At 64.9% G+C, this 18,619-nt stretch carries 15 protein-coding genes and 1 pseudogene; 5 read left to right on the forward strand and 11 right to left on the reverse strand.

What is annotated here, in order from left to right:
- Positions 1-143 precede the first annotated feature (143 nt).
- The 4 genes from V7D81_RS11670 to V7D81_RS11685 all read left to right on the forward strand — a co-directional run bounded on the left by V7D81_RS11670 (position 144) and on the right by V7D81_RS11685 (position 5,980).
- On the forward strand, positions 144-476 hold the full coding sequence (locus tag V7D81_RS11670; RefSeq protein ID WP_324316695.1) for a thioredoxin family protein: 333 nt from the start codon (positions 144-146) through the stop codon (positions 474-476).
- A 179-nt stretch (positions 477-655) separates the two neighbouring features.
- A complete protein-coding gene (locus tag V7D81_RS11675; RefSeq protein WP_324316696.1) occupies positions 656-3,304 on the forward strand; it encodes a hybrid sensor histidine kinase/response regulator in 2,649 nt (882 codons plus the stop codon).
- A 527-nt stretch (positions 3,305-3,831) separates the two neighbouring features.
- Complete coding sequence (locus tag V7D81_RS11680; protein ID WP_324316697.1) at positions 3,832-5,523, forward strand: N-acyl-D-amino-acid deacylase family protein; 1,692 nt, start codon at positions 3,832-3,834, stop codon at positions 5,521-5,523.
- A gap of 82 nt (positions 5,524-5,605) precedes the next feature.
- Positions 5,606-5,980, forward strand: coding sequence for a DUF711 family protein (locus V7D81_RS11685; protein ID WP_324316698.1), 375 nt, complete (start codon positions 5,606-5,608; stop codon positions 5,978-5,980).
- A 105-nt stretch (positions 5,981-6,085) separates the two neighbouring features.
- Here the strand turns inward: V7D81_RS11685 and V7D81_RS11690 are convergent, their stop codons facing one another.
- From V7D81_RS11690 to V7D81_RS11705, 4 genes are all read right to left on the reverse strand, one after another.
- Positions 6,086-6,691, reverse strand: coding sequence for a tetratricopeptide repeat protein (locus tag V7D81_RS11690; protein WP_324316699.1), 606 nt, complete (start codon positions 6,689-6,691; stop codon positions 6,086-6,088).
- Positions 6,691-8,385 carry a tetratricopeptide repeat protein gene (locus tag V7D81_RS11695; protein WP_324316700.1) on the reverse strand — a complete coding sequence of 565 codons (1,695 nt, stop codon included), beginning with the start codon at positions 8,383-8,385 and terminating at the stop codon, positions 6,691-6,693. The genes V7D81_RS11690 and V7D81_RS11695 overlap by 1 nt, the downstream gene beginning before the upstream one ends.
- Before the next feature lie 130 nt (positions 8,386-8,515).
- Complete coding sequence (locus V7D81_RS11700) at positions 8,516-9,391, reverse strand: NAD-dependent epimerase/dehydratase family protein (protein WP_324316701.1); 876 nt, start codon at positions 9,389-9,391, stop codon at positions 8,516-8,518.
- Positions 9,392-9,536: 145 nt separating this feature from the next.
- Positions 9,537-10,406 (reverse strand): AraC family transcriptional regulator, encoded by an 870-nt coding sequence (locus V7D81_RS11705; protein ID WP_324316702.1) that lies wholly within the window; start codon positions 10,404-10,406, stop codon positions 9,537-9,539.
- A 230-nt stretch (positions 10,407-10,636) separates the two neighbouring features.
- Here V7D81_RS11705 and V7D81_RS11710 point away from each other — a divergent pair, with 230 nt between their 5' ends.
- Positions 10,637-11,146 carry a hypothetical protein gene (locus tag V7D81_RS11710; protein ID WP_324316703.1) on the forward strand — a complete coding sequence of 170 codons (510 nt, stop codon included), beginning with the start codon at positions 10,637-10,639 and terminating at the stop codon, positions 11,144-11,146.
- A gap of 126 nt (positions 11,147-11,272) precedes the next feature.
- On the opposite strand, the gene V7D81_RS11715 is transcribed toward V7D81_RS11710, so the two are convergent.
- From V7D81_RS11715 to V7D81_RS11740, 7 genes and pseudogenes are all read right to left on the reverse strand, one after another.
- Positions 11,273-12,337, reverse strand: coding sequence for an alpha/beta hydrolase (locus V7D81_RS11715; protein WP_324316704.1), 1,065 nt, complete (start codon positions 12,335-12,337; stop codon positions 11,273-11,275).
- Between the two features lie 207 nt (positions 12,338-12,544).
- Complete coding sequence (locus tag V7D81_RS11720; protein WP_324316705.1) at positions 12,545-14,341, reverse strand: tetratricopeptide repeat-containing diguanylate cyclase; 1,797 nt, start codon at positions 14,339-14,341, stop codon at positions 12,545-12,547.
- A gap of 117 nt (positions 14,342-14,458) precedes the next feature.
- Positions 14,459-14,890 (reverse strand): hypothetical protein, encoded by a 432-nt coding sequence (locus tag V7D81_RS11725; RefSeq protein ID WP_324316706.1) that lies wholly within the window; start codon positions 14,888-14,890, stop codon positions 14,459-14,461.
- A 57-nt stretch (positions 14,891-14,947) separates the two neighbouring features.
- On the reverse strand, positions 14,948-15,484 hold the full coding sequence (locus tag V7D81_RS23260; RefSeq protein ID WP_349257649.1) for a GNAT family N-acetyltransferase: 537 nt from the start codon (positions 15,482-15,484) through the stop codon (positions 14,948-14,950).
- A gap of 42 nt (positions 15,485-15,526) precedes the next feature.
- A pseudogene (locus V7D81_RS23265) lies at positions 15,527-16,315 on the reverse strand (SAM-dependent methyltransferase); the annotation flags it as partial.
- 111 nt (positions 16,316-16,426) lie between these two features.
- Positions 16,427-16,669 carry a DUF1653 domain-containing protein gene (locus tag V7D81_RS11735; protein WP_324316708.1) on the reverse strand — a complete coding sequence of 81 codons (243 nt, stop codon included), beginning with the start codon at positions 16,667-16,669 and terminating at the stop codon, positions 16,427-16,429.
- The gene (locus V7D81_RS11740) at positions 16,666-18,609 is read right to left on the reverse strand and encodes a S9 family peptidase (RefSeq protein ID WP_324316709.1); all 1,944 of its coding nucleotides are present in this window, start codon (positions 18,607-18,609) and stop codon (positions 16,666-16,668) included. The genes V7D81_RS11735 and V7D81_RS11740 overlap by 4 nt, the downstream gene beginning before the upstream one ends.
- Between the last annotated feature and the right edge of the window lie 10 nt (positions 18,610-18,619).

Consider the following 18,619-nt stretch of genomic DNA (forward strand, 5'->3'; position numbering starts at 1 on the left):
AAGGCCGGCTGAAGCCGGCCCCACAGGAAGAGAGAGACCCTTCCGTCAATCGTTTCTTTCGATGACCCGCATCGGCACCAGGGATTGGTGATCCGTGCACTCGCCCCGATGATCGGACTTCGCCCGATCACCGGAGAGAGTTCATGAGTCGCGACAACATCATTGCGGTTACCGATGCCACGTTCGACGCCCAGGTGCTGGCGGCGGACGGTCCGGTGCTGGTCAAGTTCGAAGCCGACTGGTGCGGGCCGTGCCAGGCCATGAAGCCGATGATCAACGACATCGCCGCCGAGTTCGACGGCAGGCTGACCATCGCCACGCTGGACATCGACCAGAACAATCAGACCCCGTACCGGTACGGCGTTCGCGGCGTACCGACCGTCATCCTGTTCGACAAGGGCAAGATCGTCGCCCAGAAAGTGGGCCTGCCGCGCAAGGCCGATCTGGCGGCCCTGATCGGCGAACGCGTCGCCTGACGAAGCTCTTTCGTCATGGGTGAGGCAGGTCCTCCGCGGACCTGCCGGCGGCGGAAAATGCTGACGGGCGCTTGCGGCGGGTCGCGTACGATTCCTCGCCGGGGCAGGCAGCATCAGGGGGCAGCGGTAGCGTGAAATCCGGCGATCCTGCAGCAGCGCATGGAGACGCACGGATCGACATGGGGTTGGATGCACTGGCGCACGGAGCGCTGCTGGTCGACCGCGAAGGCCGCATCCTGTCCGCCAACCGCGCAGCACAGCGCGTGCTCGCCGGTTCCGAGAGCCGCCTCGACGGCCATCCTGTTGCCGAATTCATCCCTGACCTGAACGCCGCCGAGATCGCCGCCTTTTTCAGCGGTCCGCAGCGGGCGCGCAAACGCGAACTGCTCGGTATGCGTCGCGATGGCCTGCGATTGCCGCTGCGCGTCGGCATCAGTCGCGTCCGCAGCGGCAAGGCGCCGGTGCTGCTCCTCACGGTCGGCAATCTCACGCGCCGCAAGTTGCTGGAGGCGACGGAACGCGACAGCCGCTACAGCTTCCGCCTGCTGGCCCAGGCGCTGCCGCAGATCCTCTGGACCTGGACTCCGGCCGGCGAGGTGGAGTTCATCGGCCCGCAATGGGTCGAGTACACCGGGCAGCCGGCGGAAAGCCAGATCGGCGCGGGCTGGCTGAGCCAGCTGCATCCGGACGATCGCATCACCGTCGAACGCGCCAGGCAGGAGGCGCTGTCGGCGGCGCAGACATTCAAGGCGGAATTCCGCGTGCGCCGTCACGACGGCGAGTACCAGTGGTTCGAAGCGACCATCGTGCCGATGCGTACCCGCGACGGCACGTTCCTGCGCTGGATCGGCATCATCGCCAACATTCATGAGGCCCGCACGAACCGTCTCGCCCTGATGGCCGAACGCGATCGCTTCGCCAGGCTGATCGCCAGCGTGCCGGGTGCGGTGTACGCCTATCGTCGCGGGCCCGACGGCGCCATCTCGTTTCCGCTCTCGACCGGCGGCATCTCCAATTTCGTCGGCGTGTCGCCGCAGATGGCGCAGGGTCGCGATCCGCTTACCGTGCCGCGCATCGACGAGCAGGACTTCGCGCGCATGCAGCGATCGATCGATGAATCCGCGCGCACGCTGACGCCGTGGCACGAAGAGTGGCGCGTGCATCACCCCGAGCGCGGCGAGGTCTGGGTGGAATCGCGTTCGATGCCGTATCGCGAAGACGACGGCGGCACGATCTGGTACGGCATGATGATGGACACCACGCAGCGCAAGCGCGCCGAAGAAGAGCTGCAGCGCTCGCAGTCGCGGCTGCAGGCCGCGGTGATGGCGAGCGGTATCGGGACGTATATCTGGGACGTGGCGAGCGGACGGCTGTGGTGGGACGACGTGCTGCTCCGGCTGTTCGACCGGACGCGCGAGGAAATCGAAGCGGGCGGCATCGAGGGCGCCGCCAATTTCGTGCAGCCGGAGGATCGCGTGCTGGTGACGAAGGCGATGGTGCCGCTGTGGCAGGGCCGGAGCGACACGCTGCACGTCGAGTACCGGTCGCTGCGGCGCGACGGCGCGCTGCAGTGGATCGGCGTGAGCGGTCGCGTCGATCGCGACGGCAACGGCAAGGTGATTCGTCTCACGGGCGCCTGCACGGACATCACCGAGAGCAAGCACGCCGAGGAGGTCCGGCGCAATTCGCAGCGGATCGAAGCGCTGGGCACGCTGGCGGGCGGGATCGCCCACGACTTCAACAATCTGCTGCTGGCGATTGCCGGCAACACCCAGCTCGCCCTGTCGGATCTGCCGCCGGATCATCCGGCGCAGCGCAGCCTCGAAGAAATCGAGCGCGCTGCGGCCCGTGCATCGGATCTCGTGCATCGCATCCTGGCCTTCAGCCACCAGAGCGAACCGAAGCGCACCGTCATCGAACTGCGGCCCACGATCGAAGAGGCATTGCGCCTGCTGCGCGCCACGCTGCCGGCGATCATCGGGATCCGTGCGGAATTCGACGCGCATCCGCTGGCCGTCAATGCCGACTCGACCCAGATCCACCAGATCATCATGAACCTGGTCACCAACTCGGCGCATGCCATCGGCGAGCGCGGCGGCGACATACGGATCGCGGTGGCCGAGTTGCCGGTGGCGGCGGGCGATCTGAACGTACCGGCCGAACTCGTTCCCGGCACGTATGCGCGCATCAGCGTGCACGATACCGGTCACGGCATGGACCAGGCGACGCTCGATCGCATCTTCGATCCGTTCTTCACCACCAAGCCGCTGGGACAGGGCACCGGCCTCGGGCTCAGTGTCGTTCACGGCATCGTGCGCGCACACGATGGCGCCATTGCGGTCGCCAGCGAACCGGGGCACGGCGCGACATTCGATGTCTATCTTCCCGCAGCCATTCGTTCCGAAGCGCCGGACGATGCCGCGCTGCCTGCGACGACGCAGGGACGCGGCCAGCGGGTCATGTATGTCGATGACGAGGATGCACTCGTCTTCCTGGTGACCCGCGTACTCGAACGACTGGGCTACGCCGTCGCCGGCTTCGTCGATGCAAGCCAGGCCCTGCAGGCGTTCACGGAGCATCCCGATCGCTACGACGTCATCGTCACCGATCTCTCGATGCCCGGCATGAGCGGCTTCACCCTGGCCCGCGCCATCCTTGCCGTGCGCCCGGACATTCCGGTCCTCATGACGTCGGGCTACGTGCGGCCGCAGGACCGGGAGGCAGCGGAGCAGGTCGGCATTCGCGAACTCATCCTCAAGCCGGACACCATCGACGAACTGGGGCGCTCGCTCGAGCGGCTGTTCAAGTTGTACAGGCCGGCGTCCTGAAGGGAATCTGCCTCTTCCTGCAGGTCAGGCTTCAGCCTGACTTCCGGAAAAGGCCGGCTGAAGCCCTGGCACTGACTTAAGCTCAAGTCCGTTTTGTTCTTCCCCTCCTCCGCGCAGCGGGGGAGGGCAGGGAGGGGGTCTTCTCTGATCGGTGGCTCACTACGACGGTGGCGTGTTGAATGCAGCGATGGAGAAGATAGAGAGCGAAGGAATGGGGCCGATCGCTTAATGTGAGATGAGGTCGAAGCGAGCCGGAGATCCCCCAGCGAGGGGAGAAGGACAGGGGGTGTCGAGTCAAGCAGCGCAGTTTGCGTTGATGCCCCCACCCTAACCCTCTCCCCTCTCCGGGGGATTCCGTCGCGCTTACGCGCTCCTCCTCCCCGCTTTGCGGAGGAGGGGATCAGACCAGAGGCGCGCAACGCAGAAAACCCTTAATGCAGTGCCATTGGGCTGAAGCCGGCCCCACAGGCAGAGCAAATCCCATTGGGCTACAGTCGGCCCTTCATCGTCTGCCAGGGAGCCGCACTGTGTTCGATGTCAGAACCTTCCCGCGCGCCATCTGTGTTGCCATCGCCTGTCTCGGCGTCGCGAACCTGTCTTTCGCCGCCACGGTCGATCTGCTGATACGCAACGGCGTGATCTACGACGGTCACGGTAATGCGCCGATACGCGGCGATCTGGCGGTCGACGACGGCCGCGTCGTCGCCGTCGGCATGCTGGCGGACACCAGGGCCAGGAAGGAAATCGATGCGAAGGGACTGGCGGTGGCGCCGGGCTTCATCAATGTCCTGTCGTGGGCACCGGAGTCCCTGCTGCACGATGGCCGCGCGATGAGCGACATCAAGCAGGGCGTGACGCTCGAGATCTTCGGCGAGGGCAACTCGTTCGGTCCCGTGAATCGCGCGATCCGCGAAGAGATGATCAAGACCCAGGGCGACATCCGCTATGACGTCACCTGGAACACGCTCGATGAATTCCTGAAGACGCTCACGAAGCAGGGCGTCTCGCCGAACGTTGCTTCGTTCATCGGCGCGACGACGGTGCGCGAATACGTGATCGGATTCGAGGATCGCACACCGACGCCCGCCGAACTCAAGAAAATGCAGGAGCTGGTGCGCGAGGCGATGCGCGAAGGCGCGCTCGGCGTCGGCAGTTCGCTGATCTACGCACCGGCGGCATATGCGAAGACGGACGAACTCGTGGCCATCACGAAGGCCGCCGGGGAATACGGCGGTGCCTACATTTCCCACATGCGCAGCGAAGGCGATCGTTTTCTCGAAGCCCTCGACGAGCTGATCCTGATCGCGCGCGAGGCCGGCGTGCACGCAGAGGCCTATCACCTCAAGGCGGCGGGCGAGAAGAACTGGCCCAAGATGCAGCAGGCGATCGACCGGATCGAAGCGGCACGCAAGGAAGGGTTGAGCATCACCGCCGACATGTACGCCTACACCGCCGGCGCCACCGGTCTGGATGCGGCGATGCCGCCGTGGGTGCAGGCGGGCGGCATCGATGCGTGGATCGAACGTCTGCAGAAGCCGGAGATCCGCGCGCGCGTATTGCAGGAAATGCGTGCCCCGGCGCCGGACTGGGAAAGTCTGCTGGTCGCGGCCGGCTCGCCTGAGCGCGTCCTGCTCATCGGCTTCAAGAACGACAAGCTCAAGCCGCTCACCGGCAAGACGCTCGCCGAGGTCGCGAAACTGCGCGGCACCTCGCCCGAGGACACCGCCATCGATCTCGTCATCGAAGACCGCACGCGCGTCGGCACGGCGTATTTCCTGATGTCGGAAGACAATGTCCGGCTCGGGCTGTCGCCGCCGTGGGCCAGTCTCGGCCCCGACGCCGGCGCACCCGGGCCCGAAGGCGCGTTCCTGAAGAGCAATCCGCATCCGCGCGCCTACGGCAACTTCGCGCGCTTCCTCGGCCTGTATGTGCGCGAGAAGCGCGTGACCTCGCTGCCCGATGCGATCCGGCGCATGACCCATCTGCCCGCGCTCAACTTCAAGCTCAAGGATCGGGGTTGCCTCGACGTGCGCTGTCACGCCGACATCGTGATCTTCGATGCCGCGACGATCGGCGATCACGCCACGTTCGACCAGCCGCACCAGTATTCGACCGGCGTGAGGGACGTGTTCGTGAATGGCGTGCAGGTGCTGCGCGACGGCGAGCACACGGGAGAATTTCCGGGGCAGGTGGTGTATGGGCCGGGGAGGAAGCACTGACCGCGATCTGCTTCTTCGTGTAGGTCAGGCTTCAGCCTGACTGTTTTCAGGCCGGCCAAAGCCGGCCCCACAGGCAGCCCCCATGAACGCTCTCCGCATCCGCCCCCTCACCGCCGGCATCGAACTGCCGGATGCCTCGCGCCTCGATGCCATCGAAGCTGCAACCGCACTGCTGCAGCGAGCTCGCCGGCAGTTCGGCGACGCCGGCTACGAAGTACAGACCGTTCGCATCGCCACCCAGCCGTTCGTCGCACGCATGGACGCCGCGCAGCGCAACCGGCTGCTGGACCAACTGCTGGACCAACTGCGTACCATCGATGCATTGCTCGCCGACACCGGCACGATCATGAGCCTCGGCCCGGTGATGACGGACGATCGCAACGATTCCGCGCTCGCCGAATGGGCGGCCGAACTGGTTCGCGAGGATCGGCAGCAGGGGAAGTTCGTCGCGCTCTGACTCTGCCTGTGGGGCCGGCTTCAGCCGGCCTTTTTCCGGGTCAGGCTGAAGCCTGACCTACAGTGAGAGGCCGGCTGAAGCCGGCCCCACAGCAAGAGCGAGCCTCTACCAGGAATCGCCGGGCTGATCGTTCCCCGCTTTTGACGCCAGCGCCGCGCGCTCCGCGAGCCACGCTTCCAGTTCGCCAGAACCCGCATCGCGATTCGTCGCGATCCATTGCTGCATCGACGCCAGCAGCTTCGCGGCCAGCGGCGGCGAGAGCGCATAGAGACGCAGGTAGTTGAATTTCGCCTCATCCATGCGGCCCAGTCGCACGAACGCTTCGCCCTGGTATTCGATGGCATGCGTGTAGTCGGGATTGATGCGCAGCGCCTGCGCATAGGCTCGCAGCGCACCGTCGTAGTCGCGCAGCTGGCGGCGGGCATAGCCGATGTAGGTCCAGGCTTCGTGCATCGCTGGATCGAGCTTTACTGCCTCGTCGAGCTTGTGCAGTGCCTCGCGGTAGTCGGCGTCCGCTCGAGCGGAATCCGCGGCCGCATCGGCACGACGAATCGCGGCATGGCCTTCGTTGTAGGCCTCGATGGCGCCGAGTTGCGGTGCCGCGAAGTCGACCGGTTTTTCGACAGGACGATACGCGCCGGGACCATCGGCGTGGGCGGCCGCCGCAACCGCTGCGGCGGCCGCCATCATGATGAGAGCAATGTGTTTCATCAGAAGCGCGATGCCGTGAGTTTCACATCGGAAGTTGCCCAGGCTCTGGCGAAGTCGGCATCGACGGCCTTGGCCGCATCCTGCTTGCCCTGCGCCCGCAGCGCCTGCGCCAGGCCGAACAGCGCCCAGCCGTTTTTCGGATTGCGACGCAGGTCCTCCCAGTAAACCGTTTCCGCTTCCACCGGCCGGCCGGCTTCGAGCAGTACGGCGCCGAGCGAGTGACGCACGGGATAGTGCCAGTCGTCCGGCTCGGTGTAGATCAGCGCATCGTGATAGCGCACGGCGCGATCGAGATGCGCGATGGCGCTGTCGTAGTTCTTCTGCGCGGCGTCGAGTTCGCCGCTCAGCACTTCCACCGCGATGCGCAGCACCGAATCGGCGATATTGAGCGACATCGACGACGGCGTCGCGATCAGCGCCGGATCGACGGCAATCTTCTGCAGCGAGGCCAGTTCAGCTTTCGCCGCCCTGTAGTCGGCTTTGCGGGTGTAGGCCATGCCGCGCGAGTAATGCCGCACACCCTTGGCGAACAGGCTGTCGTAGGCAGCGGGCAGCGCGAGGATCTCGTCCCACTTGCCGAAGCGCACCAGCGCATAGTCGGGCACGAGTTTGAACGACTGCAGGATCGGCACTTCCTTCACCGCCGCATCGGGCACCGACTGCGCCGTCTTGCGTGCCGAGTCGATCGCGAGCTTGCTGTCGCCGTTCATGGTCGAGGCGAACCACAGGAAGTGCACGTTGTGCGGATAGTAGGCGAGGGGATAGATGCCCTGCGCCTTGCACTGCGTGATGTAGTCCTCGTCCGCGACGATTGCGAGCTGGTTGGCCTTCTGCGCATCGCTGTAGCGGCCGACGCGCTGGAACAGATGGCCGGGCATGTGCACGAGATGCCCCGCAGCGGGTGCGAGCGGCAGCAATCGATCCGCTGCGCCTTCCGCCATCTCCGGCGTCCTGCTGCCTTCCCACAGGTGGATCCAGTAGTGCAGCGCACCGGGATGCACGGCGTTGGCTTTGATCACGCCGTCGAGCGCCGCGATGATTTCCGGCGTTTCGGCATAGGGCTGGCCGTCGCGGGTCCAGTAGTCCCAGGGGCGCAGATCCATCAACGACTCCGCATAGATCGTCGCGGCATCCTGATCCTGCGGATACTTCTGGTGCAGCGCACGCATCGCGCCTGCGAAGGCCTGGTCGGCGGCGCGGCGATCATCGGGATTGCCGGTGTAACGTACGGCGAGTGCATCGATGTAGTCGCGCTCCGTCGTGGATGCCTTGCTCTTGAGCGCCGCCGCCTGCTTCGCGAGCGCCTGTGCCTTCGGCTCTTCCTCGGGCGCCATCGGCGCATTGATGTTCGGTCCGAGCACCAGCGCCTGTCCCCAGAAGGCCATCGCGCAATCCGGATCGAGGCGCGCCGCTTCGGCGAAGGCGCGCCCGGCTTCGGCGTGATTGAAACCGTAGGCGAGATTCAGTCCCTGATGCATGAACGGCATCGCCGCGGTCGAGCAGGTGCTCACGGCAGCAAACTTGTGCGTGCCGACGTTCTGCAGGCGCGGCGCCAGGGCGCCGGTGGCCGAAGGCACGTCTGCCTTGCTGTCGTCGTAGTGTTTGTGCACCGGCACCTGGCCATGTGCGGGTGCCGCGGATAGCAGCAGCGCGACTGCCGCACAGGGCAGCAGGCCGATCGAAAGGATATTCATGAAGATTCTCCCGGGCTGTGTCTGAATGCCCTGCAGCAGGACAGCGGCGGAATCTTCGACGACCCGCTGTCGGGTCACATCGTCCAGTGGACGGATCTTGCCGCTTACTTTTGTGAGGGGTGGCGTCGGGCTAGCGTGCGAGACCCGCTCGATAGTCCGAGTACGACGGCGCCCACGACAACAGCTCGCGTGCTTTCGTGTTCCTCACCCTGAACGAAGGCATCAACGATCTGCCGCCGGGTCGAGGCGGACTGCTGCCCGAGATCGCACAGACGTACGCGAACAGCTCGCGCCAGCGGGCGGGCGAATCGTCGGCGACGATGAGGGCCTGCCGCGAAGGCCAGCGTGCGAGGGCGCGGACGGTCGCCTGCGCCATGTCTGCGATGTGGACGAGCGACACGTGGTCATCGCCTTCGTCCGGCAATCGCAGCTTTCCGGCGCGAGCGCGGGAAAACCAGTCGTCGTCGAATCCCGTGCCGGGGCCATAGAACAGTCCGCCGCGCAGGACGAGCCAGTCGAGCCCTGAGCTTTCGACGATGGCTTCCATGTCGCGGACCGCCGCGATGGCCGCGCCGGCAATGCTCGACTCGTCCACAGGGTGGAACGTGTTTTCGCCCGCCCACGCCGCGCCGCCGCCGGCATGCGTCATGGCGATGCTCTGTTGCAGGATGCGCGGCACGCCTGCATCGCGGCATGCGCGGGTCCAGATCGCGGTGCCTTCGCGCCGGAGTGCGTCGTTCTTCGCGTAGTCGCCGCCTTGCGAAGTGGGCGAGGGCAGGCTGGTCGCGAGATTGATTGCGATGTCGCAGTGTCTGAGCGCATCGACGAGGGGCGGCGCGTCGAAGATGTCTGCCCTGACGACTTCTGCGCCGCACGCGGCGGCGACGGCGGCAGCTTCGGGTTTTCTTGCGAGCGCGCGCACGCGATGGCCTGCGGACACGAGGCGCGGAACCAGGTGGCGTCCATACACACCGGTCGCGCCGAGGACGGCGATCTGCAGACTCATGAAACGGCGCTCCCTGAGATGCGGCGAGCGATCTTACGGGCGGACTGAATCCGCGCGCCAGCCGGCCTCTTCCTGTAGGTCAGGCTTCAGCCTGACTCCTTGACAGGCCGGCTAAAGCCGGCCCCACAGCAGAGTGCCCGATGGACTACTCCAGTTGCCGTCTCAACGAAGCCGGCGTCGTACCGAGAATCTTGCGCATGTGCCTCGCCAGGTGACTCTGATGCGCAAATCCCGTGGCGAAAGCCACCTGCGTGATCGAGAGATCTTCTTCCTGCAGCAGCAGCTTGGCGCGTTCCACACGGCGGCGCAGCACGTACTGATGCACGGGTACGCCGGTCGAACGGCGAAACAGTGTCTTGAGATGGGAGACGCTCATGGCGGCGACGCTCGCCAGTTCGTGCAGCGAGAGGTCGCTCTCCAGGTTGTCCTCGATGTGGGTCACGAGGTGCTTGAGCTTGACGGTGCTGAGACCGCCGCGCGTATCGCGCATCGGCAGGGAATGCGCGTTGTGACGCTGCAGGAGGCGGGCGGCGAGCGCCGTGCCCAGGCTTTCGCGGAACAGTCGGCCGCCGGGGCTGCCGGCCTCGATATCCGCCTTGAGCGCCCAGCCGATGTGTTCGATCTGCGGATCGCGCAACTGGAAGCGGTCGGCGAGTTCCACGTGCGCGGCGTCCATGCCGAGCTGTACCGCCACGGACTGCAGCAAGGCCTGCGGCACGATCATCACCAGCGTCGAGCCGGACTGCTTCGTCTCCCAGGAACAGCGCGTGCTGGCGGGAATGATGTCGAGGTCGCCTGCCACTTCGCGTCCGTGCCGTGTGCGGCCGTTGCGCACGCAGATCGTTTCGACGGAGGGTCCGAGAAACATGCACACGACGGCGTGCGGGCTCGGATTCATTTCCGTGATGCCCGGCTTGAACGGCTTGACCTCGGCATGGATCAACGGCCGGGCGGCGGCGGTGGATTCGGAAGAAGACTGGGCCGGCTGCAAGAAAGAACTGGTCGGGGAATTCATGATCGCTCCGACATGCGGTGAGAGCTGAAGCGCGACGATCAGGAGAATACAACTGCAGCCGCGCGAGCGTGTCGCAGCGGTCCACGCCCGTCGTCCTATTCTGCTTCCGTTAGCCGAATGTGCCGTCGCCGGCTGCGAATCCGGCTGCCAGTTCGGACCCGGCGCAGCCGAACGTGCGCGGCGCCGGGAGGAGGCGCGAACACAATCCGATCTTTGATCGGGGGTGAAGCATGGGCGGCGAAGACGCGGTTCAGGACGTGGCGCTGACCCTCGGCACGCGGATGAGCCTGCTGCAGCCCGTCGTCATCGGCACGCTCGTGGCGGGCACGCTGGATATCAGCGCTGCCATTCTCATGTGGCTGCCGCGCGGCGTTGCGCCGGGTCGCGTGCTGCAGAGCGTTGCCGGCGGCTTGCTGGGACGCGCCGCGGCGTCGGGCGGTGCAGCGACTGCGGCGCTCGGGCTGTTCCTGCACTTCGCGATCATGTGCGCGATCGTGACCGTGTTCGTGCTGGCGAGCCGGCGCTGGCCGATGCTGACGCCGCGCGCGCTGCTGCCGGCAGTCGGTTGCGGCGTCATCTACGGGATCGTGGTGTACCTGGCGATGACGTACGTCGTCGTGCCGCTGTCGGCGAGTCCGATGCGCCCGCCGACGGTGCGGCAGTTTCTGGAGGGCATCGCCGTGCACATCGCGTGCGTGGGCGTGCCGATCGTGCTGATTGCACGAGCGGCAGCCCGCTGACTGTCATCTGATGGGGACCCTTCTTCCTGTGGGGCCGGCTTCAGCCGGCCTTTCAAGGAGTCAGGCTAAAGCCTGACCTACAGCCCGACCTACAGCCTGACCTACAGGAAGATGTCCGACAGGGCGTCACCCGCCCTTCTGGATCTTCCCGCCCGGCGCCGACAGGATCAGCTTCACCAGCTCTTCGGTGATCTTCGGCTCCAGTCCCTCGGTGTGACCCTTGTCGAGACGCACGACGTCGGCCACGACACGGCCGTCCTTGCAGTTCGGGAAGATCGATACCTCCGCCTTGCCGCCCGCGGGCAGCAGGCCCCACGCCTGGTTCAGCTCATTGAGACGGCTGCTGTCGTAGACGTAGCCGGGCTTCGTATCCGCGATCTCGACCGGTGCCGCACGCGCGCCGCACGAATATTTCTCCGCCCAGGCAGAGGTGGTCGGCACGCCCTTGTCGTCGACTTCGCGCCGGCCCGTCGCATAGATGTGCGAGAAATCCGCCGCTGGCGGTTCGCGCAGCGCCGCCATCTGAGCGGCCATCGCCGGCATGGTGGATGGATCGGGAGAAGTGGTAGCACTCGCGGAGCGCGGCGGACCGAACGAACCGGCACGACCTGGATTGCCGCCGATGCGACCGCCCGAAAGACTGAGGAAGCCGTCGACCTTGTTCTTGAAGAAATCCGTGCGCACGATCCGGTTCGAGGTCATGCCGCCCTGCGAATGCCCGACCAGCCAGAACGCCTTGATGTTCTCGCGGCCGATCTGCTCGATCACCGTGTTCACGATGTTCTGCAGGTAGGCATCGTCGACATCCGACCACGCGCGCACCGGCGAATTCGGCGTGGCGATGATCAGCCGGTACTTGTCCTTGAAGTCCATGATCGGGAAATAGTGGCGCTGCCAGTTCCCGTACGAGCCGCCGCCATGCAGGCTCAGGATGAAGGTCACTTTCTCGCCCTGCTTGAGCTCGCAGGGATAGTCGAGGAAGTAGGGCCGGCGCGTCTTCATCTCGACGATCGGTCCCTGGTTGATGACCAGGCTGCTCGCACATTCGTTGTCCGGGCAGTGCAGTGCCGGCGGTGTCGGACAGGTGACGCCGAAACGGATCGGCTTGTCCTGGGCGATGGCCTGGGTCGCGAAGCCGGCAGTCAATGCGAGCGCCGCCAGCCAGCGAAGCCGGGTGCGTGATGCGTGCATGGTGTCCCCCTGATCGGTTTGTTGTGACGTCAGCGGGCAAGGATAGGAGCGTGCAGGCGGGGCCGGGGATCCTTGGCGGTTCTTTAGAATCCCCGGGGCGGAGCAAAGGATCGGGATTTCACACGGAGATCACGGAGGCCACGGAGATCGGAAGAAGAAATTTCCACGGGGGAGGAATGGGAACACGGGGAGATCCTTTTCTCTCTCCTATCTCGTCCGGGCCGATGCGAAGTCCTGTCCGAAGTGTTCGCGCGCACGCAGCCGGCCGGTCGCCAGCGAGGTGAAGGTGTTTGCCATGGATGGATCGTAGGCCACGACGCAGTTGCGCCCGGAGTCCTTGGCCTGGTACAGCGCGGCATCGGCATTGGCCAGCAACTGTCGCAGTTCGTAGCCGCAGGATGCAGTGGTCTCGATACCGAAGCTGGCGGACGTGGTGATCTCGTGTTCGTCGAGCCGGACTTTCAGTGCGTCCAGCGCGGCGCGCAGCTGTTCGCAGCGCTCGCGCGCCGCTTCGAGAGAGCAGCCCGGCAGCAGCACGCCGAATTCCTCGCCGCCGACGCGGCCGAAAATGTCGTTCGCACGCAGGTGCCGGCGAATCTCCGCCACGACCTGCTTCAGCACGAGATCGCCGCCCGCGTGGCCGTAGCGGTCGTTGATGCTCTTGAAATAGTCCAGGTCGCAAAGTACGGCACATACCTCGGTGCCGGTCTTGCGATGCGCTGCCAGCGCGGCGTCGGCCTGTTTGATGAAATGCGGACGATTGGCGATTCCCGTCAGGCCATCCTGCTGCGAGAGCTTCATGAAGTGAAGCTGCGAACGCTTGGTGCGGTAGGCGAACAGCGCGATGAATGCAGCGACGAGCAGCAGCAGCACGATGTACAGGCGACTGGCTTCGACGGCCTTCTTGTCCAGTGCCTGCTGCAATTGCAGGACTTCGTTCTGTTTGTTCAGGGCGTCGATCTGCAGCTGGTTTGCCAGTGACTGGTGTTTGACCTTTTCGTATGCAAACTGTCGCGCGCTGAGTTCATCGAGATAACCCTTGTCCGCAGCGGCATACTTTTCGTGATAGTCGAGGGCGGCGGCGAGATCTCCTCGTTCGCGCGCGAGGAGATAGAGCAGGCGATAACTGGGTACCAATGGTTCGATGAATCCTTCCTCCGTGGAATAGTTGATCGAGCTGAGGGCGTACTTGCGGACCAGATCGGGTTTGCCTACTTCACGATAGATCCGCGCCAACAGCGAGTCGTAAAGCGAGATCAGCGGCTTGTAGTGAGTGCTTTCGATCTCGTCGCGTCGTCCGTCGAGGAGTGTCAGGGCAAGGTCGTACCGACCTTTGCGCATGTAGTTCTCCGCCGCATATACACGGACGAAGTTCGCGCGGCCGACATCGCCGATACGCGTGCAGGCGTCGACAGTGTCTACCATTTCCTGCGTGCTCGGCTCCAGTCGAGCCGCTTTGTAGATGGCTTCCAGTTTCAATCGTCCGCCGCGACAGAGACCGAGGCCGGCCCAGTTCTCCTGGATGATCTGACCGGCATACTTGACGGCGATATCGTCCAGCCCCACCTGCGCATACAGATACGATGCAACGCCCAGTCCTTGCTGGCGCGCCGCGGGGTCGGTGATCTGCGGCAGCAAATTCAGTAGTTCCTCCAGCCGCGCGAAAGCTTCTTCGTAGCGCCTCGTGATGCTCAGGACATTCGCAGTCGTGGCGAGCGTCCGGAAACGCAGGGTCGGTTCCGGGTTTTCTTCGATCAGACTGCGCAACATGGGAATCGCCGTCGCATAGTCTGCGGAATACGCGGCAGACCACGCCTTGAGGTATTGCAGGCGGTGCAGTTGGGGCGCAGGCAGTGATCCGCTGCGCCGGTCGAGATCGTCCAGAATCGAAGCGAACGTCGCAGGTTCTATCGACTTGAGGCCATCTGCCTTGGCCAGCAAATCGTCGACTGTGTCGGCGCGGACGGCCGCCGTCGCGATCGTCAGGATGAACAGCAGCGACATGACAGGACCGCGCGGCGAATATCGCCGCGCGGTTCTGTTGCGCCACGAACGACCGTCGGTCCCTGGGAGCATGGAGTTACGCCCGCCGGTCATTGTGCGTGCCTGTCGGTCGCGGTCCTATTTCTTCTTGCGGCTGGTCTTTTTCTTCTTGCCGCCTTTCTTTTTGGCGGCCTTTTTCTTGCTGCCTTTCTTGGGGGCTCTCTTGGGTGCCGGCTTCCGCGGAGCCTTCTTGCCGCCGCGCTTCTTCTTGCTGCCCTTCTTTTTACTGCTCTTCTTTTTCCTGGGAACGCGGACTGTGGGAGCGTCGCTATCGGGCGGCGGCGTGCCTTCGTCCTCTCCGCCGTCGTCCGGCGTTTCAAGAGAACAGAAGACGTTCGCGCTGGCACCCATCAGCTCCTCGAGCCCCCGTTGATCCTGGTTTGCCAGGATTTCCCGGGCTGCAGCGTCGATGCCGGCAAGCTCCATGGCGTGCACGAGATCTTCTCCCGATGCAGTACGCATCTGCGCGTCGCCGCCCATCTTTTCGAGAAACTCGATCAACTTTGTCATGTCGTTGTTTCCTGTTCTTGAGTGAGAAAGTCGCCTGTTGCCACCGTCGTCAGAAAGTCATCGCCGATCCTGTCCGGCTGCATCGCCTTTCATTCTTGCGAGGTGCCGGGAATTCTGGGCAGGAACCGCGGTGCGTGCAATGGACCATGTCGCTGCCGCTCCGGCGGACGTGCCGCGCCTGCTGAATCCGAGCGTCGACAGGAGCGACATCATCGCTACGTTCGCTGGCGACGTTCGGGCAAAGATCCGTGGGATGTCTGGATGCTGCAACGCATGCCTGACCAGTCCGCCGAACGCCTCCTGCCCGAACCCTCGGCCACGTGCGTCGGCGCGAAGGATGATGCCGGCTTCGGTCTGGTTGTCGAAGGTGCGCGACCGGTTGAATCCGCAGAATCCCAGTGTCTCGCCGCTGTTCGCATCGACGATCGCATACGACTTCCAATCCGCCGACCGTTTTTGTGTCAGGCGCAGGGCTTTGCCGAAACCTCGCATTGCGGCGGCGCGTGTCTTGGCGGGTCCGATGAACTCCATCGTCGACGGGTCGCAGTAGAGATCGCAGAACAGATCGCTGTCGTGTTCTTCGATAGGGCGCACGTGCAGCCGATCTGTCGCGAAAGCAGCAGTCCTTTTTGTCTTCTGCTTTGCGCGATCGAGCCGCGACAGCCTGCGGCGGATTTCGGCATTGCTTTCCAGCGGGCGGGCGGGCGGGATGACCAAGGTGAAGTGGATGTCGAGATCCGCCTTCGGCAGGTCGCGCAACTTGAGTCGGTCCATGCGCGGCCGCTGCGTCGGCAGGGTCGCAGCCTTGTAGGCGATGACCTCGTGGTCGCCGTCGTAGTCGGGACTCAGCAGGTCGACCAGCAATTGCCGGTATTCGGCGCCGGTAGAGAAGCGGGTGACCGACTGGTCGCCCGCGATGCCGATCTGCCAGAGGATGAGGTACGCCGTGGGATCGATGCGGCGACGATAGAACATGAACTGGCTGGCTTCGTAGTGCTGGCAGCCGACTTCGCCCGGGTCGATCTCCAGATCTGCGTAAAGGCAGTCCTCTGCCGATACGCCCGGTTCCATGTGAGCGTCGTAGCCCTCGCTGCGGGCGAGGGCAAGCGCCTTGCGCGGCGGCAAGGCAAACACGCCGGGATGCCCATAGAACGCGCCGCAGACCTTCTTGCCCGCGCGGACCTCGGTCATCATCGCTTCGACCATTTCGCGGTAGGTCTCGGTGCGCGGTTTGCCCTCGCGGTAATACTGCTGAAGGCTGCGCACATCGGGATTCATCTTCGCGAGCCACAGCTCCATGATCCCGTCCGAGAGGCCGGTGAAGACGACGTCTGCCTGTTCGATGTAGCTGCGCGACAGCGGGGTCAGATGCGAACCGAGCGTCATGCCGACGCCCACGCACACGAGGCTGCCTCGCCTGGTCATGTAAATCCCGCCCTGTGCGCCTGACAGATCATAGTTGCCAGTTCTTGTTCGAATGAGGCGCAGTGTGATTGGCGACCCGGCAGGTGACAAGCCCGGGCCACGTGATTCGTCTCACGGCTTCGCCGCGCCCGCCGATGCATCACCGAGATATGCGAAGCGCGGCATGCTCTGTCCGTCGTGTTCGACGGTTGCGGTGAACATCTCCAGCGGCCGCACCCACAACCCGTAGTCGCCATACAGCGTGCGATACACCACCAGCGACTCGCCGGTCTCCGAGTGTCGCGCGACGCCGATGACCTCGTAGTCCTTGCCCTTGTAGTGCCGATACCGGCCCGGCTTGAGTTCGCCGGTCATTCGCCCGCGCTCGGGGAAACGCTGAACAGTTTCGCGAGGAAGACGGTTTCGACTTCGCGGCGCAGGTCGTTGTTGGGCTTCTTGAGGAAGCCGTGGCCCTCGTCGGCGAAGACTACGTACCAGGCCTCGGTGCCATTGGCGCGGATGCCGGCGACGACCTGGTCGGACTCGGACTTCGGCACGCGCGGGTCGTTGGCGCCCTGCATGACCAGCATGGGCCTGGTGATCTTCTTCACGTTGGCGAGCGGGGCGATGCGTCTGAAGACTTCCTGCATCTTGGGATCGCGCTCGTCGCCGTACTCGGCGCGGCGGTTGTCGCGGCGATAGCTTTCGGTGTTCCTGAGGAACGAGGCGAAGTCGCTGATGCCGTAGCGTTCGACGCCGCCGACGAGCCGGTCGGCGTAGTGCGTGCTCACGGCGAGCGACATGTAGCCGCCGTAGGACTGGCCGTAGACCGCGACGCGATTCGCATCGAGGTTCGGTTGTGCGGCGATCCAGTCGAGCAGGGCGCCAATGTCCCTGACGCTGTCTTCGCGCTTCTCGGCATTGTCGAGATTCATGTAGCGCTTGCCGTAGCCGGCGGAGCCGCGGACGTTCGGCAGGATCACGGTCGCGCCGAGGACGTCGGCGAAATATTGCGCGCCGGGATTCCAGCCCGGCAGCGTCTGCGCCTCCGGTCCGCCGTGGATGTCCATGATCACCGGCGTCTTCTGGTTCGCCGGAACACCCTTGGGCCGGTAGATGAAGGCCGGAATCGACAGGCCGTCGAACGATTTGAACCGGATCAGTGTCGGTTCGGCCAGCCGGGCGGGATCGAGTTCGCCGAGTTCCGAGGTGGTCCAGCGCGTGAGTTCGTTCTTCTTCACGTCCCAGGTCCACACGTCGCCGGAACTGGTGGCGGTCGTGAGTCCGAGCGCGAGCTGCGATCCGTCCGGCGAGAAGCCCATGTCGGTGAGCACGCCGCGCGGCAACTGCGGCTGCGGCAGATCGCGGTCGGCGATGAGGTCGCGGATGACGACGCGCGAGTAGCCGTCTTCATTGATCGCATAGGCGAGCAGGCGGCCGTCGCCGGATACCTCGAAGGCGTCGACATTCCATTCGAGTTGGGGTGTCAACGGCGTGGCCCGGTCCGTCGCGAGATCGATTCGCACCAGCCGGGTGAAGTCGCTGTCGCGATCGGTCAGGACCAGCACGCTGCGATCGTCCGCGGAGAAATGCGGCGAGGCGAACAGCGCCTTGCTGCCCTTTGCGGCAAGCTCGCGAACCTGTCCCGAGGCGATCTCGAGCAGCATCAGTTTCGATTCGCGATTGGAAAGATTGCGGGTGAAGACCAGCCAGCGCTGGTCCGACGACAGATCGCCCGGATCGATGCTGCCCGGCGATCGATGGATCACGCGCGCCGGTGCGGAGGCGGAAGGATCGGCCGCGTAGAGCGAATACTCCGCCGAGCCGCGCGTTGCCTGCGACCAGACCAGCAGCTTGCCGTCGCGACTGAAGATTGGCGAAAGATTGCGCGTGCCCGGCTGCGTCAGCAACGCAGGGCGTCCGGTCAGTCCCATGCGGTAGAGCTGGAACCACTCGTCGCCGCCGGTATCGCGCACGAGCACGAAGCGATCCGTGCCGGGAATCGCCGTTGCAACAGCAACCGGTTCGTCGAAGAAAGTGATCTGGGTGCGGGCGCCGCCGGGCGCGGCCACGCGGTGGATCTGCTGGGTCGCGCCGAAGCGCGTGGCGATCAGCAGCGAGCCGTCGGACAGCCAGTCCTGGAAAGTCGCGGCGCGATAGTTCTGGAAACGCTGCACGGCCGCGGAGATGTGCGGCGAAATGGCCGGCACGTTTTCCAGCGTGGCCGAACCGACCTGGCGAGTCTGGACAGAGGCACCGTGCGCCAGCGGTGCCAGCACGAGCAGCGTCAGGCCACGAACGACGGCACGATGCATCGGGCAAACC

The organism is Povalibacter sp., from assembly GCF_036735925.1.
Lineage (GTDB): Bacteria > Pseudomonadota > Gammaproteobacteria > Steroidobacterales > Steroidobacteraceae > Steroidobacter.

Coding starts and splice junctions, on each gene's coding strand:
- V7D81_RS11670 (WP_324316695.1), top strand. CDS start 144: ATGAGTCGCGACAACATCATTGCGGTTACCGATGCCACGTTCGACGCC.
- V7D81_RS11675 (WP_324316696.1), top strand. CDS start 656: ATGGGGTTGGATGCACTGGCGCACGGAGCGCTGCTGGTCGACCGCGAA.
- V7D81_RS11685 (WP_324316698.1), top strand. CDS start 5,606: ATGAACGCTCTCCGCATCCGCCCCCTCACCGCCGGCATCGAACTGCCG.
- V7D81_RS11690 (WP_324316699.1), bottom strand. CDS start 6,691: ATGAAACACATTGCTCTCATCATGATGGCGGCCGCCGCAGCGGTTGCG.
- V7D81_RS11695 (WP_324316700.1), bottom strand. CDS start 8,385: ATGAATATCCTTTCGATCGGCCTGCTGCCCTGTGCGGCAGTCGCGCTG.
- V7D81_RS11700 (WP_324316701.1), bottom strand. CDS start 9,391: ATGAGTCTGCAGATCGCCGTCCTCGGCGCGACCGGTGTGTATGGACGC.
- V7D81_RS11705 (WP_324316702.1), bottom strand. CDS start 10,406: ATGAATTCCCCGACCAGTTCTTTCTTGCAGCCGGCCCAGTCTTCTTCC.
- V7D81_RS11710 (WP_324316703.1), top strand. CDS start 10,637: ATGGGCGGCGAAGACGCGGTTCAGGACGTGGCGCTGACCCTCGGCACG.
- V7D81_RS11715 (WP_324316704.1), bottom strand. CDS start 12,337: ATGCACGCATCACGCACCCGGCTTCGCTGGCTGGCGGCGCTCGCATTG.
- V7D81_RS11720 (WP_324316705.1), bottom strand. CDS start 14,341: ATGTCGCTGCTGTTCATCCTGACGATCGCGACGGCGGCCGTCCGCGCC.
- V7D81_RS11725 (WP_324316706.1), bottom strand. CDS start 14,890: ATGACAAAGTTGATCGAGTTTCTCGAAAAGATGGGCGGCGACGCGCAG.
- V7D81_RS11735 (WP_324316708.1), bottom strand. CDS start 16,669: ATGACCGGCGAACTCAAGCCGGGCCGGTATCGGCACTACAAGGGCAAG.
- V7D81_RS11740 (WP_324316709.1), bottom strand. CDS start 18,609: ATGCATCGTGCCGTCGTTCGTGGCCTGACGCTGCTCGTGCTGGCACCG.